This is a genomic window from Variovorax endophyticus, from assembly GCF_025376855.1.
Lineage (GTDB): Bacteria > Pseudomonadota > Gammaproteobacteria > Burkholderiales > Burkholderiaceae_C > Variovorax.
This window is the reverse complement of the sequence record NZ_JAHUTH010000038.1, coordinates 1-14,220: the sequence shown is the minus strand read 5'-3', so window position 1 is coordinate 14,220 and position 14,220 is coordinate 1. Positions and strand designations below refer to the sequence as shown.

The following is a 14,220-nucleotide window of genomic DNA, read 5'->3' as shown; positions in this document are numbered from 1 at the left end:
CGAGACGACGGACAGAACCGCCAGACTTGGTGTGTGTGCGCAAACAACTCAGGTCGCCCGGGGAAAGCTGCGGCGCCTTGTGCTCGACGGCGATACGAACAACACCTCGCGCACGGCACTTCGCGCTTCTTCACGCATGCCTGCGTTCGGGGCCGGGGCCCGCCGTTCTTCATCGACAGCCGTCGCATCGTGCAAGACACAGTCGGCGCCACAGCCATGGAGCGGCCGGACGCGAAAAGCCATGCCCTGCCCGTGAGCCGCGGGGCACCGAGCGTCTCGAATGGGCGTCTCGCAGTCGAGGCGGTCCCGAGCGAACGCGTGGACGTCCCTACCCGCTGTTGGTGAGACCGACGTTCAAGCGACACACGGATGTCGACCTTCTGCGGGCCACGAAAGCACCATCAAGTTTTCCGCCGATGTACCGATAACATGAACAGCTTGGAAATCAAATGAGGCATCGTTTCCCTCTCGGGACGCAGTATTGGACCCGCGGCAGACACCCGTGTCTGTGAACCGTGGTCGACCAACTCACCGTCATAAATCTCGCCGGCCACGTCGTCTCAACGCACTACGCCACGCAGCACGAGTTCCTCGGTCAAAAGATCAGGGATCACAATGTGATGGACGCAACGATCGATCGGGGACTTCTGCCCGAGTACCAGCACCTGCTGACCGCCTCGCCGGCGGCACTTGAAGCAAGGCACACGACACGCCCGCCTGGCTGCCTCCACTTGTGCGAGGCCGTCGAGGCAAACAGCTGAGCGGTGTCGATGAGCTCGGGCGCTGATGGATGCACCTGCTAATGAACGATGAACAGGTCACCGAACGCCAGCGTGCGTGATCTGGCGAGGATGGCGGCGCCTCGAAACGCATGCGACAAGATCAGGACGAAGGCCTTCGAGGACAACGCTCCATCCGAGAACCGCTCCCGCGCGCTCGCAAGCTCACACGCCGTCCCGGGGCGGCAAAAAAGCCTCCAGCCCTCCCCCGGCATCGGCACCCGCCAGGGTCAGAGGAACGTCGTGACCAGCACCATCAACGCTATCGCAATGATGTATGCCGCCATCAACCACTGGAAACGATGGCCGACCCAAAAACTCTGCTCAGCGAAACGATCAGGCAGCCGCTCTTCCTCGGGGCGATCTTGCCCGACGGGCGAATCCAGACGCTCGCCTGTCTGCCGAGCGATCAGCAATGGGAACCCGGTGCCTCGGCATGCGCTGCAGATGACCACCCCTTCCGTAAAGCAGGAAGGGCAGGGAACTTCATCGCCGTCGTGCGTTCGGTACAGGCCGCTGCCGTGGCAGCTCCGACAAGCCACGACCCCGGCGGTCCATATCGGACAAGAAGAGGGAATGTCGATTTTGTTTTGAGTTACCGAAGCGGCGTCGGGTGACATGAGGATTCCAGAATCCGGAACCTGTAATACGCCTGGTGGCCGCGATCGGATGACAATTGTTTAAGAAAAAACCATTCAAACTCGATCTTGATGGCTATAGCCATCAGCGAGCACAACACGCCCCCAACAAGCGGAGGAGGAACGGAGAAATCTATGGTTGCGTGCCCGGCCGCGATGTTGCAGTTTCCCCCGGCACCTGAAAGCCGAGCGCTCAACATCCCCTGCCCCCTCTAGGAGCGGTCGCTCATCTCTTGAAGAAACACGCGCTTCCAGTCTTCGATCGTTGACTCGGAGACCACCGAGGCATGGGCCGCGATGCTGAGTGCCAAGCTCGGGGCGCCGCTCGCACTAGGCACTGCAGTGCCCATGCCGAAGCCGTCCTTCACCACGGTGCCCTGACTCAAAGCGAAGCCGGTCTTGCGCGCCATGCGCACGGCACTGCGCACGCTCTGGGGATTCAAGCGGGGATAAGGCTTCAGACCGGGAGCGATCAGGTCGATGATCTGCTCGCTGTGTTCCTTGTCCAACGCAGCCAGCAATGCGGTGGCACCCGCACCCACCCCAAGCAAGCGTCGCTGGCCTACTTCCACAGGCACGAAACGCATGAGCGCCTGACTGTCTGCCTTGGCGAGGCAGACCGCTTCGACGCCACTTCGACGCATCAGGTACGCGGTGGCGCCCGTTCGACGTGAAATCGCGTTAAGCACGGGCCGCCAGTGCGCTACCTCGAGCATGCTGGCGGACGGCGCGAGGCTCAATTCGTGGACCAACTCCCCCAAACGGTAGCGCTTGTCCCGCCCGGGCGCGCTCGCAAGCCGTTCCTCAATCAGGCAGCGCAGGATGCGGTGCGCGGTGGAGCGGGCCAGACCGCAATCGTCCGCCACCACCGCCAGCGTCACGCCCTCGGCGCCGGCTTTGCCAAGGGAGCGCAGCACCGCGGCGGCCCGGCGTATCGCCTGCGTGCCGCTGGGAGGATCCGATTCGGGAGAAGTGCCCATGATGTGGAACAGCGGTTGCCGTGATTTCCCTTGCCGGCAGGCGAAGGGCTGGATGTCATCGAACGCATGCGCCAAATTCGATGCTCGATTATTCCATCATGTGGTTGATCTCGATTCCCCCGAAGCCGCAACAGGAGCACGACCATGGGCCACCCGATTTCCTTCACGCCTTCCCGCCGCCGGCGCAACCTGGTTGCGGCCGCCACGGTTGCCGCGCTGGCAGGCATCGCCCCGTGGCCCGCCTTGGCGCAAGGCGCTTTTCCGGACAAGCCGGTGCGCATCATCGTGCCGTTCGGCGCCGGCGGATCCGACTCGCTGGCCCGTGCACTCGGCGAGCGGCTCGGCGCGCAGCTCAAGCAACCCGTGATCGTCGAGAACAAGCCCGGCGCGGCGGCATTGATCGGCACCGAATACGCGGCCGCCCAGCCCGCCGACGGCTACACCATCCTGTTCCTGGGCGGCGGCAGCCTGACGCCCGTGCTGGTCAAGGACCTGAAGTTCAACCTGCTGCGGGCCATGCGGCCCGTCGTGTGCGTGGCGCGCGGCGGCATGACGCTCATGGTCCCGGGCACGCTGCCGGTGAACAACTTCCGCGAGTTCGTCGACTACGCGAAGAAGAACCCCGACAAGGTCAACTTCAGCTACACCGCGGGCAGCATCCTGCTGGCGGGCGAGATGCTGAAGTCGCGCGCGGGCTTCGGCGCGACGCCCATCCCGTACAAGGGGTCCACCCAGGTCGCGACGGCGCTGATCGCCGGCGAGATCCAGATGGGCATCGACGTGCCGCTCTTCTACGTCGGCATGATCAAGGAAGGCCGCATCAAGGCACTGGCGCACGGCGCGTCCGAACGCTCGCCCTCGCTGCCGGACGTGCCCACGCTGGCGGAAGTCGGTGTGCCCGACCTCAGCTTCGCCTTCTCGTTCGGCTTCTGGGCGCCGGCCGCCACGCCGAAGCCCATCGTCGACCGGCTGAACGTCGCGTTCAACGAGGTGCTGAAGGAGCCCGACATCCGCGCCCGGCTCGCGCAGGCCGGCGTGATTCCGGTCGGCGGGCCACCGGAAGTCCATTCCAGCCAGGTGATGGCCGAGCAGCAGATGTGGGCGCAGGCCGCCGCGGCGATCGGCTACAAGCCGGAGTAGGCGCATGTTCTCCTTGTCAGGCAAGACCGTCGTCGTCACTGGCGGCGGGCGCGGCATCGGCCGGGGCATCTCGCTGGCGGTGGCGCGCTGCGGCGCCAACGTGGTGCTGAGCGGCCGCTCGATGCAGGCCTTGGCCGCCACCCGGCTCGAACTGGAAAAACTCGGTGCGCGGGCACACGCCGTGGCCGCGGACGTGACGCGCGCCGACGACATCGCGCGCCTCGTGACCGAAGCGGAAAGCCGCTTTGGCGCCATCGATGGCTGGGTCAACAACGCCGGCAGCGCGGCGCCGGGCGACACCGGCCCGCTGCTGGAGGTGCGCGAGGACCAATGGGACCGCGTGGTCGACCTGAACCTCAAGTGGACCTTCTTCGCGGCGCAGGCGGCCGCTCGCGCGATGCCGCGCGGCGGTTCCATCGTGAACATCACCTCGCGCAGCGCCTCGCATCCCAATCCCAACACCGGGCACTACGGCGCGGCCAAGGCAGCGGTCGAGAACCTCACGCTCACCATGGCCGCCGAATGGGGGCACCGGGGCATCCGCGTCAATGCCGTGGCGCCCGGGGTGGTGATGACCGAGGAACTGGCGAAAGTGTTCGACTCCGAGAGCCGCATCCGCCGCCAGGTGGAGACGGTGCCGCTGCGGCGCCTCGGCACGCCCGACGACATCGGCCCGCTCTGCGCCTACCTCCTGTCGGACGAGGCGTCGTGGACCACCGGCGCCCTCATTGCGGTCAACGGCGGCAGCCCCGTGCCCATGGGCTACCTGAGCTATCTCCACAAGGTGAACAACGCGTGAATTTCGAATGGACACCCGAACAGCGGGCCTTGCGCGAGCGCGTGCGCGCGCTGCTGGCGCGCGAACTGCCGCCCGACTGGGAACACATCAGCCGCCATGGCCCGGGCTCGCCGGCGCAGACGGCGTTTTCGCTGGCGTTCTGCCCCAAGCTCGCGGCCGAGGGCCTGCTGGTGCCGCATTGGCCGGCCGCGCATGGCGGACGCGATGCGCCGGCATGGGAGCACTTCATCATCGGCGAGGAACTGTTCGCCGCGGGCGAGCCGCGCGGGCCGCAATACATGAACGCCAACTTCATCGGCGCCACGCTGATGAAATTCGGAACGCCGCAGCAACAGGCCCGCTACCTGCCCGACATGGCCGCGGGCCGCGCGGTGTGGTGCCAGGGATTCTCCGAACCCTCGGCCGGTTCCGACCTCGCCGCGCTGGCCACGCGCGCGGTGCCGCGCGGCGGCGAGTACGTCATCAACGGCAGCAAGGTATGGACCTCCTATGCCGGCATGGCGCAGACCTGTTTCCTGCTGGCGCGCACCGGCGCGGGCAAGGGCGGCATCGCCATCTTCCTGGTGCCCATGGACACGCCGGGCATCACCGTGCGCCCGATCCCGTCGCTGATCGGCCATGGCGACATCCACGAAGTCTTCTTCGACGACGTGGTGGTGCCCGCGGCGGCGCGCCTTGGCGAGGAAGGGCAGGCCTGGGCCATCATCGGCTATGCGCTCTCGCTGGAGCGCGTGGGCCTAGCCCGCTACGCGTTCTCGCGCCGCGTGCTGGACCGGATGGTCGGCGAGCTGACTGCGCAAGACCGGTTCGCCGACAGCGCCGTCCGGGCCCAGGCCGCGCAGGCCCTGGCCGCGTGCGAGGCGGCGCGCCTGCTGGTCTACCGCGTGGTCGACGAGCGCGCGCGCGGGCTGCCCCCCAGCGCCGTCTCCAACCTGGCGCGCGTCGCCGTCGTCAAGGCCGACCATGCCGTGTCGGACTTCGCGCTCGCGCATTTCGGCGATGCGCTGTGCGGCGACCGCTGGCCGCTCGTGCTGGCGCACCACGAACGCGCCATCGCCGCCGGCATCGCTTCGGGCGCGGCCGAAATCCAGCTCAACCTGGTGGCGAACGATTGGCTGCGGCTGCCGCGCGAATCCCGCCTGGAGCGCTCATGAACCTTCAATTCAACCCCGATCAGGTGGCGCTGCTGGATGCGGTCGAACGCATCGCGCTGGAGCACGAGACGCGGGCGCTGTCCCACACCAGCCACTTCGAGTGCTCCGCGTCGCTGCAGGCCGACCTGGAAGCGACCGGTCTCCTCGACGCCGCGGCCATGGAGGAACTCGGCCCGGTGGCCGCGGTGGCGATGGTCCATCGGCTCGCCAAACTGCCGCAGTGCGTGGAACTGCTCGCGGCCGCGCTGGTGCGCCCGTTGCTCGCGCCCGCGCTGCCCGGCCCCTGCGCGCTCGTCTGGGAGCGCCGCGACCGGCCCGCGCGCTGGCTTCCCGGCGCGCGCTCGGTGCTCTGCGTTCGCGGCGACGCGGTCGAGCACGCCGTGCTCGCCGACGCCGATGTCATGGCCGTGGACAGCCCCTTCGGCTATCCGGTGGGCCGCCTGGTCGCGCCGGATGCGCTCGCATGGCGCGCGCTCGACCTGGACGCGGCCGAGCTGCGCCGGCTCTGGCGGCTGGGGGTCGCGGCCGAACTCGCCGGCTGCCACGAAGCCGGCCTGAACGCCGTGGTCGCGCATGTGAGCGAGCGTCGCCAGTTCGGGCGCCCGCTGGGCGCGCTCCAGGCGATCCGGCACCGCCTGGCCGCGGCCGCGGTGCAGGTGGAGGCCGCGCGCTGGCTCGCGCTGCAGGCGGCGCGCAGCGGCAGCGATGCCGACGCCGCCTGCGCGCTGGCGCACGCGCAGGAGTGCACGCCCGCCATCACCTACGACCTGCACCAGTTCATGGGCGCCATGGGCCTCACGCTCGAACACCCGCTGCACCGTTGGACCACGCGGGCCAAGATGCTGCGCTCGGACCTGGGCGGCGCGCAGGCGCAGCAACTGGCCCTGGCGGCCCTGGCCTGGAATCTGGAGGAAACCGCATGAACGATACCCGCCCACGCATGCCGCTCAGCGGCGTCAAAGTGCTCGACCTGAGCCGCATCCTGGCGGGCCCGCTGGCCGCGCAGGCCCTGGCGGACCTCGGCGCGGAAGTCATCAAGGTCGAGCGCCCCGGCAACGGCGACGAGGCGCGCCGCTGGGGCCCTCCGTTCCTGAAGGACCGCGAGGGCAACGACACGCGCGAATCGCCCATGTACCTGTCCGCCAACCGCAACAAGCAGTCGATCACCATCGACATCGCCAGTGCGCAGGGGCAGGACCTGGTCCGGCGACTGGCGGCGCGCTCCGACGTGCTGCTCGAGAACTTCAAGGTCGGCGACCTCGCCCGCTACCAGCTGGACCATGCGTCCTTGCGCGCGCTGAATCCGCGTCTCATCTACTGCTCGGTGACCGGCTTCGGCCAGACCGGTCCCAAGAGTCACCTGCCGGGCTACGACACCGTGTTCCAGGCCATGAGCGGGATGATGAGCGTGACCGGCCTGCCCGACGGCGTGCCTGGCGGCGGCCCGATGAAGACCGGCCCCAGCCTCGCCGACTTCATCGCCGGGCAGTACGCCGCCTCGGGGGTGCTGGCCGCGCTGTACGAGCGCGACGGCCCCCGGGGCACGGGCATGGGCCGGCACATCGACATCGCCTTACTCGACTGCACCATCGCCGCCCAGACGCATTCAGTCATGACGTACCTGGCGGCGGGCGTGGTACCGCCGCGCCGAGGCACCGAAGGCAACGGCGGCTTGCCTTCGCAGGCGTTCGAATGCGCCGACGGCGGCATCATTGTCATCTGCGGCAGCGAAGCGCAGTACCGGGCATTCTGCGGGGTGCTGGAACAACCGCAGCTGGCCGACGACCCTCGCTTCGTCACCAATTCGGCGCGCCTGGAACACCGCCGCGAGTTGGCCGATGTATTCAACACACTCACGCGGCAATGGCGCGCCGGCGAGCTGCTGGCGGCGCTCGAAAAGGCGGGTATTCCCAGCGGCCCGATCAATCGCTATCCGGAGGTATTCGCCGACCCGCAAGTGGTGCACCGCGGCGTGACGCAACGCGTGCCGCATCCCACGGCGGGAGAAGTCACGTTGTGCGTCAGCCCGATCCGTTTCACCGGAACCGCAGCGCCGCAACCCACGGCACCGCCCACGATCGGCGAGCACACCGATCGTATCCTGCGCGATTTGCTGGACATGGAACCCGGGGCGATCGCATCGCTGCGCGAGCAGCGCGTCGTTTGAGAAGGCATCGATGACACGCAGCTTCGAAACCCTTCTTTGCGACGTGTCAGACGCAGGCGTCGCAACGCTCACGCTGAACCGTCCCGCATCGCTCAACGCCATCAACCGGTTGATGGCCGATGAAATGACGGATGCGCTGGAACGCCTCGCCGCCGACTCCAGTGTGCGCGTGCTGATCTTGCGCGGCGCGGGTCATGCGTTCTGCGCCGGCGGCGACGTGCGTGACATGGCGGGACAAGGCGTCCGTCAAGCAGGCGAAGCCCTCGAAGGCATGAGCCGGTACCGCCGGCTCGTGCTCGCACTGCACGGTTTTCCGCGACCGGTGATCGCCGCCGTGGACGGCGTGGCCTTCGGCGCCGGCATGAGCCTCGCACTTCTGGCCGACATGGTCCTGCTGAGTGATCGCGCGAGGCTCTGCATGGTGTTCCAGCGTGTCGGCCTGATTCCTGACTGTGCCGCGCTCTTCACCCTTCCGCGTCTCGTGGGCCTGCAGCGAGCGAAGGCCCTCACCCTATCGGCGCGCGAGATCGGTGCGACCGAAGCGCACGCCATGGGCCTGGCACTCGAAGTCCTGCCTTGGCAAACACTGCATGCAAGGGCGGACGAAGTAGCCGCCGCACTGGCCACCGGTTCGCCTACCGCGCTGTTGCTGACCAAGCAGGCATTGGACGCATCACTCCAAAGTGATTTGCCGACGATGCTGGCGATGGAAGCGAGTGCGCAAGCCATTGCCCTGGCAAGCGAAGAACACCGGATCGCGGTGCAGGCCTTCGTGCGCAAGAAAGGGCAGTAAAACGAATGGCCAGCGAGACCCGCTGAGAAAGCGGAGTCGTTATACCTGAACGTCGAAAGAGAGCCTTCGGCGAGCTTGCATCGCGACCATCGCGCTGGGCAAAGCTTTTCGAGCGACACCCGCGCCTGCTGTTCGACGAACCTTGCCAGTTGGCCTGACGCGGGCGCAATCTGCAGCCTCGACCCTCAATTGCAGAAGGACACAGAACGCCACGAATTCGTTCGCATGCCGACGAACGACCCCTGGCAGAATCGCAACATGCTTCTTCCAGCTCCCCTAGGTTCTCAGCGCGCGCAAGGACTTGCTGCCCAGTTGGGCTGCACGGTGGGCGAGTTCGCATCGTCGGATGGTCAGCCGGAGGCCGCGTTGCTGGGCAGTGTGGCCAGTCTTGCCGACATGCTCCTCGAGTTTGGCGCACGCTTCGATCCCGGCGAGAAGGTATATGTGTTCCGCAACTGGCCGACGCTCGAGGCTGCTCTGAGGCACATCGTCAATTCGCGAAAATCGAGCTAAGGTGCTGGTGTTGCGGGATCAACGCCAGGTGCAAAGGCATAGATCTCGATGGTCTTGGCGTAACGCCGACGTTCAGGGCTGGAAATCCGTTGCGGGCGAAGCCGCGAATGCTGGGTGACAGATCGATGGCCTGCTGCACGTCGCGCTGGGGCGGCGTGTAGGGTAGATGGCGTGCACAGTTCATTGACCGCGCGGGTGGTAAGGGCAGAAACCGGCGCCCTTCGCTTTCCTCTCGGCTAAGCGGTGATCAAACTCGGTTCAGAGGTTCTATCGGCTTCAGGTCGCTCGCCGATCATTTTTGCGGAGACGCGCCATCGGTCTTGCGAAGTCCGCGCAGGTTCATCGCAGCCAAGCAGACTTGGAGCGCAATCAGCGCCCAAGCGCTTGAATAAAGGCCCCAGACACCCCACAGCGCGTTACTTGCAAGAAATACCCAAAATCCAATGTTGCGCTTACTCTTCACGTTCGATGCAACAAGCCAGGCGGCGCCGACCGAGGCGACGAATGCGGGCCATTGCAGCCAGGAAATCCAGTCCATTGCGCTTAGCTCGCGGAAAACGTTGGCGGGTCTGCGGCCGCCGACCGGCTTCCTATCCAGGCGAGGCACTGTTCTCGCAACAGGTCGATCGATGCAAGCGCATTGCACTGCGGCTCGAAGATTGGCAACTCGCAATAGCGTTCACCCCCGCGACGAATTTGCGCAGTTCCGGAGAAGGTGGCGAGCGCGGGCGCCGGCATGAGTCTGTAATGAAACTCCCATTCCTGATAGCGCTCGGAATGCGAGAGCGCATCGCGCTCGTCACCGCGCACAGCGGGCGTCTTTGGCTGCTTTCGTACAACGAAGGAGTGGAAGGGCCGTGGCCGATGCATATATGACATGTCGGATGAGCAGAGACCGGGCAGAGCCGGATCAGGACTCGGAATGGGACTTCGTTTGATCCCAAGATGCAGAAGAGCGTAGTCAACGGCTTTTGCAACGTTTGTCGGAAAAGATGCCGACAAGCGCGAGCCGGGTCCAGCAAGCGTCGGACCATCGCAGAAGTATCGCTGGACGTCCTAGACGAGACCGCGCGTTTCTTTCCACGTCGCGGATGTGCCGCGCCAGAATTTAAATGAACACCGCAGCTATCGGCTGAGGATAAGCTGCAGAACGTGATCTACCAAGGCGATTGAAAGAGGCCAAAGGCGACGATGCGACCGCTCTGCTCGTTGGAGGAATTTCGATTTTTCGTTGCTGCGCATCTCCGCCGTGCGGGTACCCCTACGGGCACCATCCACAGGTTCTAGCGAAGAAGCAGCGTGACGACCTGCGGCGTGCTTTTCGCCAAGCCTCGATAGGGAACCGTGTTGAAGGCGAATCGCAGTTTGGTAACTCGGAACGGGTGTTCGACCCTGGCTGGGATGCTGGCCTTCACCTTCTCCATGTGCTCGGTCACGAACTCAGGTTGGATCAAGCGCCCTGCCTGCCCGCGTTGTCACATGTCAGGCCGACCTTGCGGCGCGGCGCGCTCGCGCATTCCCGGGTAGCCTGAGTCGCCGAAGCCGTGTTTTCGGCGATCTGGTTCAAGAACTCAGGCACTTCCTGTCCGCCATCTCATCGCGCAGTTGAACGCTCCCGAAGCCGGCCGGAGCCCGGGATGCTTCATCGAAAGTCACGGAGTTTGAGAGGGTGGACAGAAACGGCGACGCGCGAATGCATGAAGCTGAGCCTGAGCATGAACATCGTGAAGCTGCCCTCGATGGGCGGCGTGTTCCGCATCGCGCCGCCGCTCACCATCAGCGACAGTGAGATCGACCTCGGCCTCGAGCTGCTCGACAAGGCCATCGCCACCGCGGTGCGTTTGCAGCGGGCGTCCTGAACGATCGCGATTTCATTCAGGCCGGCTTAAGTTTGGCGGCCGATACTGGCGTCGACGGTCTTCAGGCGTTGGTAGAGGTCGCTTCAGCACCCGCTCTGGCAGCGGTTCCTCGAGCCGTGGGTCGTCACGAATCTTCCGCCATGGCCGCTTCGCATTGCGCCCATGCCGACAGCCGGGCGGTGCCATCGTCCTACGCTTCGCGCCGCCTGCCATCGCACGATGGCGCCCATGACAGCGGCAGCGGCCAGCCTCCAGAGCCTTCCATTCGGCAGCGTGGTCACATGGGACGTCGAGCCCGGCGCTTACTGCAGCGCGCACGAACGCGAGACGCGCGCCCACTTCGCGCGGCGGCTCGCCGCACTCAAGGGCTATGCCTACGCGGGCGACTGCGGCGGTCGCGCGGGGCCGAGCCTGCGCGCGGACGCGCCAAGGACCTATGGCGGGCATGTCTATTTCGTCCCGAGCGGCACCGTGACAGACCCCGTTCGCGCCCGCGCGATGGGTATCGCGGGTGCGGACGACCTGTTCGGCGGTGTCGTCGAATTCGCCTTCGTCGCCACCAAGGCGATCACGCATCCGCTGCCCGATGCAGATGCCGCGCGTCCCGCGGGATGGTCGACGCACTTCGGGCACGCCGTGGCCGGCGCGGTGCTCGCGGGCTTCTCGGCCTTCTCGCCCGATGAGGCGCGCCGGGCGGGACGGCGCCTGCTCGAGGCCGGCGCGGTGCGGGTCAAGCCGGTACGTGCCACGGGCGGCCGCGGCCAGACCGTGGCGCACGACACGGCCGAGCTCGACCGCCAGCTCGATGGGCTCGACGCCGGGGAGCTCGCCGCCCACGGCGTGGTGCTCGAGGAGAACCTGCGCGATCCCGACACCTTCAGCGTCGGCCAGGTCGTGGTCGACGAACTCACCGTGAGCTACCACGGTCGCCAGCGCATGACGCACGACAACGCGGGGTTCGCGGTCTATGGCGGGTCCGACCTGATGCTGGCACGCGGCGGCTTCGACGACCTGCTTGCCGCGCGCGACCTGAGCGCGCCGCTGCGCACGGCCATCGACCAGGCCCGGCGCTACCACCAGGCCGTGCGCGAGGGCTTCCCCGGCTTCTTCGCCTCGCGCGTCAACTACGACGTGGCGCAGGGCCGCAATGCCGCGGGCCACTGGCGCTCGGGCGTGCTCGAGCAGTCGTGGCGCGTCGGCGGCGCCACCGGTGCGGAGATCGCGGCGCTGGAGGTCTTCCGCCGCGCGCCCGAACGCCGGGCGGTGCGGGCCTCGACCTTCGAGGTCTACGGCGCGGCCATGGTGCCGCCCCAGGCCATCGTGGCGTACCGCGGCGAAGACGCCGAACTCGGGCCGCTCGCCAAGTACGCCCTGATCCAGAACCATGACAGCGACACGACATAGCACCATCGACATCCCCGTGGACGGCCAGCACATCGCCGGCACCCTGGTCGCCGCCTCGACCATGGTGCCGGGCGTGCTGCTGGTGCACGGCTGGGACGGCAGCCAGCAGCAGTACATGGCGCGCGCGCACGATCTCGCGGCGCTGGGCTGCGTGTGCCTCACCTTCGACCTGCGCGGCCATGCGCAGCATGCGGACCAGCGCATGAGCGTGACGCGCGAGGACAACCTGCGCGACGTGCTCGCGGCCTACGACGCGCTCGTGGGCCATCCCTCGGTCGATCCCGACGCGATCGCGATCGTGGGCAGCAGCTACGGCGGTTACCTCGCGGCGCTGGTCAGCAGCATGCGGCCGGTGCGCTGGCTCGCGCTGCGCGCGCCGGCGCTCTACCGCGACCGCGAGTGGCTCACGCCCAAGGGGCAGCTGAGCCGCTCCGACCTCGTGGCCTATCGCCGCACGCTGGTCGGCCCGGACGACAACCGCGCGCTCGCGGCCTGTGCCGCTTTCAAGGGCGACGTGCTGATCGTCGAGTCGGAGGACGACCAGACGGTGCCGCACCCCGTGATCGAGAACTACCTCGCGGCCTTCAAGGGCGGCGTGCGCTCGGTCACCTACCGCGTGCTCGCGGGCGCCGACCACGCGCTGTCGCGCCAGGAGTCGCGCCAGGCCTACGGCACGCTGCTGGTGTCGTGGATGACCGAGATGACGCTGGGCGCGAAGTCGGTCGGCGCGCCGATCACCCGGCCGGTGCAGGCGGCGCCGGCCTGAAGCGAGCATGGTTGCCGCCGCGATCCGCATCGGCATCTCGGGCTGGCGCTATGCACCGTGGCGTAGCAGGTTCTATCCCGCGAGGCTCGCGCAGCGGCAGGAACTCGCCTTCGCCTCGCGCGTGCTGCCGACGATCGAGATCAACGGCTCCTTCTATTCGCTGCAGCGGCCTTCGTCCTACGAGGCCTGGCACGACGAGACGCCCGCGGGTTTCGTGTTCGCGGTCAAGGGGCCACGCTACATCACCCACGTGCGGCGCCTGAACGACGTGCGCGTGCCGCTCGCGAACTTCCTGGCCTCGGGCGTGCTCGCGCTGCGCGAGAAGCTCGGGCCGATCCTGTGGCAGTTTCCGCCGCGCATGGCCTGGGATCCGGAGCGCTTCGAGGCCTTCTTCTCGCTGTTGCCGCGAAGCAGCGCTGCCGCCCTGAAACTCGCGCGCGAACACGACGACAACGTGGCGGGGCAGGCCTGGCTGCACACCGGCGGCCGGCGGCGCATCCGGCATGCGGTCGAGGTGCGCGACGACAGCTTCGTCGACCCGGCGTTCATCGCGCAGCTGCGTCGCCACGGCATCGCGCTCGTGGTGGCCGATACCGCGAAGCGCTGGCCGCTGCTCGAGGACCTCACGGCCGACTTCGTCTATCTGCGGCTGCATGGCGACAAGGAACTCTACGCAAGCGGCTACAGCCGGCAGGCGCTGGCGCGCTGGGCCGAACGCATCGCAGCCTGGCGCAAGGGCCGGCAGGTGCGCGACGCGCGTCTGGCCTCCAAGGTCGCGGCGAAACGCGGCGCACGCGAGGTGTTCTGCTACTTCGACAACGACATCAAGGTGCATGCGCCCTACGACGCGGCGCATCTGGCGCGGGCGCTGGACCTGCCGACGCGGCTGGAGGAGGGCGCGCGCGACCGTTTCGCGTTGCCGGCGGAGATCTCGTTGCGGCCGGCGCGGAAGAAGAAGGCGTAGGACGCCGGCATGGCCGCCCCTGCCTGCCAGGTGCAGCCAGGTTGCAGCAGCGTCCTACAGGAGGGCCGGGGACCGGCGCACTACGTTCGAGTTTCCGAGGTCACCGACGAGGCGAGCATGCCGAGGCCGAACGAGCAGGACAAAGACAGCGAAGGCGCAGAGCCTCCCGCGAAGCGCGGCTTCCTGCACCGCCTCGGCCCCGGCCTCATCACCGGCGCCGCCGACGACGATCCCAGCGGCATCGCCACCTACACCCAGGCCGGC

Annotated in this window: 14 protein-coding genes and 3 pseudogenes; 13 read left to right on the top strand and 4 right to left on the bottom strand. The window is 67.4% G+C overall.

Translation table 11 applies throughout. The annotated features are described in order from the left end of the window. Positions 1–515 precede the first annotated feature (515 nt). Positions 516–761: a hypothetical protein gene (locus KV106_RS34830; protein ID WP_261216307.1), complete on the top strand. Its 246-nt coding sequence runs from the start codon at positions 516–518 to the stop codon at positions 759–761. 248 nt (positions 762–1,009) lie between these two features. Here KV106_RS34830 and KV106_RS34825 read toward each other — a convergent pair whose 3' ends face one another. Together KV106_RS34825 and KV106_RS34820 are read right to left on the bottom strand one after the other, a co-directional pair. Beyond that, positions 1,010–1,399 carry a hypothetical protein gene (locus tag KV106_RS34825; protein ID WP_261216306.1) on the bottom strand — a complete coding sequence of 130 codons (390 nt, stop codon included), beginning with the start codon at positions 1,397–1,399 and terminating at the stop codon, positions 1,010–1,012. Positions 1,400–1,629: 230 nt separating this feature from the next. Continuing rightward, positions 1,630–2,472, bottom strand: a complete 843-nt coding sequence (locus tag KV106_RS34820; RefSeq protein WP_261216305.1) for an IclR family transcriptional regulator — start codon at positions 2,470–2,472, stop codon at positions 1,630–1,632. Positions 2,473–2,541: 69 nt separating this feature from the next. Here KV106_RS34820 and KV106_RS34815 point away from each other — a divergent pair, with 69 nt between their 5' ends. The 7 genes from KV106_RS34815 (at position 2,542) to KV106_RS34785 (ending at position 8,963) form a co-directional block, all read left to right on the top strand. Further along, on the top strand, positions 2,542–3,537 hold the full coding sequence (locus KV106_RS34815) for a Bug family tripartite tricarboxylate transporter substrate binding protein (protein ID WP_261216304.1): 996 nt from the start codon (positions 2,542–2,544) through the stop codon (positions 3,535–3,537). Positions 3,538–3,541: 4 nt separating this feature from the next. Continuing rightward, positions 3,542–4,336: an SDR family NAD(P)-dependent oxidoreductase gene (locus tag KV106_RS34810; RefSeq protein ID WP_261216303.1), complete on the top strand. Its 795-nt coding sequence runs from the start codon at positions 3,542–3,544 to the stop codon at positions 4,334–4,336. Continuing rightward, positions 4,333–5,490: an acyl-CoA dehydrogenase family protein gene (locus KV106_RS34805; RefSeq protein WP_261216302.1), complete on the top strand. Its 1,158-nt coding sequence runs from the start codon at positions 4,333–4,335 to the stop codon at positions 5,488–5,490. Before KV106_RS34810 ends, KV106_RS34805 begins: the two co-directional genes overlap by 4 nt. Continuing rightward, positions 5,487–6,413 carry an acyl-CoA dehydrogenase family protein gene (locus tag KV106_RS34800; protein WP_261216301.1) on the top strand — a complete coding sequence of 309 codons (927 nt, stop codon included), beginning with the start codon at positions 5,487–5,489 and terminating at the stop codon, positions 6,411–6,413. The genes KV106_RS34805 and KV106_RS34800 overlap by 4 nt, the downstream gene beginning before the upstream one ends. Further along, entirely contained in the window at positions 6,410–7,657 is a 1,248-nt protein-coding gene (locus KV106_RS34795; RefSeq protein ID WP_261216300.1) for a CaiB/BaiF CoA transferase family protein, read from the top strand. The genes KV106_RS34800 and KV106_RS34795 overlap by 4 nt, the downstream gene beginning before the upstream one ends. Before the next feature lie 10 nt (positions 7,658–7,667). Then, entirely contained in the window at positions 7,668–8,450 is a 783-nt protein-coding gene (locus KV106_RS34790; RefSeq protein ID WP_261216299.1) for an enoyl-CoA hydratase/isomerase family protein, read from the top strand. A 225-nt stretch (positions 8,451–8,675) separates the two neighbouring features. Continuing rightward, positions 8,676–8,963 (top strand): hypothetical protein, encoded by a 288-nt coding sequence (locus KV106_RS34785; protein WP_261216298.1) that lies wholly within the window; start codon positions 8,676–8,678, stop codon positions 8,961–8,963. Between the two features lie 292 nt (positions 8,964–9,255). On the opposite strand, the gene KV106_RS34780 is transcribed toward KV106_RS34785, so the two are convergent. After that, positions 9,256–9,501, bottom strand: a complete 246-nt coding sequence (locus KV106_RS34780; protein ID WP_261216297.1) for a hypothetical protein — start codon at positions 9,499–9,501, stop codon at positions 9,256–9,258. 745 nt (positions 9,502–10,246) lie between these two features. Beyond that, positions 10,247–10,393 (bottom strand): annotated as a pseudogene (locus KV106_RS34775) (IS5/IS1182 family transposase); the annotation flags it as partial. A 255-nt stretch (positions 10,394–10,648) separates the two neighbouring features. On the opposite strand from KV106_RS34775, the pseudogene KV106_RS34770 reads away from it, so the two are divergent. The 5 genes and pseudogenes from KV106_RS34770 to KV106_RS34750 form a co-directional block, all read left to right on the top strand. Next, positions 10,649–10,822 (top strand): annotated as a pseudogene (locus KV106_RS34770) (aspartate aminotransferase family protein); the annotation flags it as partial. A gap of 228 nt (positions 10,823–11,050) precedes the next feature. Continuing rightward, the gene (locus tag KV106_RS34765; protein ID WP_261216296.1) at positions 11,051–12,226 is read left to right on the top strand and encodes a DUF3182 family protein; all 1,176 of its coding nucleotides are present in this window, start codon (positions 11,051–11,053) and stop codon (positions 12,224–12,226) included. Continuing rightward, positions 12,207–12,992, top strand: a complete 786-nt coding sequence (locus tag KV106_RS34760) for an alpha/beta hydrolase family protein (RefSeq protein WP_261216295.1) — start codon at positions 12,207–12,209, stop codon at positions 12,990–12,992. The genes KV106_RS34765 and KV106_RS34760 overlap by 20 nt, the downstream gene beginning before the upstream one ends. A 7-nt stretch (positions 12,993–12,999) precedes the next feature. After that, positions 13,000–13,956 carry a DUF72 domain-containing protein gene (locus KV106_RS34755; protein WP_261216294.1) on the top strand — a complete coding sequence of 319 codons (957 nt, stop codon included), beginning with the start codon at positions 13,000–13,002 and terminating at the stop codon, positions 13,954–13,956. A gap of 117 nt (positions 13,957–14,073) precedes the next feature. Then, a pseudogene (locus KV106_RS34750) lies at positions 14,074–14,220 on the top strand (divalent metal cation transporter); the annotation flags it as partial.

Excerpts from the sequence above, each read along its gene's own strand:
- KV106_RS34810 (WP_261216303.1), top strand. The coding sequence starts at position 3,542 with ATGTTCTCCTTGTCAGGCAAGACCGTCGTCGTCACTGGCGGCGGGCGC.
- KV106_RS34825 (WP_261216306.1), bottom strand. The coding sequence starts at position 1,399 with ATGTCACCCGACGCCGCTTCGGTAACTCAAAACAAAATCGACATTCCC.
- KV106_RS34815 (WP_261216304.1), top strand. The coding sequence starts at position 2,542 with ATGGGCCACCCGATTTCCTTCACGCCTTCCCGCCGCCGGCGCAACCTG.
- KV106_RS34800 (WP_261216301.1), top strand. The coding sequence starts at position 5,487 with ATGAACCTTCAATTCAACCCCGATCAGGTGGCGCTGCTGGATGCGGTC.
- KV106_RS34790 (WP_261216299.1), top strand. The coding sequence starts at position 7,668 with ATGACACGCAGCTTCGAAACCCTTCTTTGCGACGTGTCAGACGCAGGC.
- KV106_RS34755 (WP_261216294.1), top strand. The coding sequence starts at position 13,000 with ATGGTTGCCGCCGCGATCCGCATCGGCATCTCGGGCTGGCGCTATGCA.
- KV106_RS34780 (WP_261216297.1), bottom strand. The coding sequence starts at position 9,501 with ATGGACTGGATTTCCTGGCTGCAATGGCCCGCATTCGTCGCCTCGGTC.
- KV106_RS34760 (WP_261216295.1), top strand. The coding sequence starts at position 12,207 with ATGACAGCGACACGACATAGCACCATCGACATCCCCGTGGACGGCCAG.
- KV106_RS34785 (WP_261216298.1), top strand. The coding sequence starts at position 8,676 with ATGCCGACGAACGACCCCTGGCAGAATCGCAACATGCTTCTTCCAGCT.
- KV106_RS34795 (WP_261216300.1), top strand. The coding sequence starts at position 6,410 with ATGAACGATACCCGCCCACGCATGCCGCTCAGCGGCGTCAAAGTGCTC.
- KV106_RS34765 (WP_261216296.1), top strand. The coding sequence starts at position 11,051 with ATGACAGCGGCAGCGGCCAGCCTCCAGAGCCTTCCATTCGGCAGCGTG.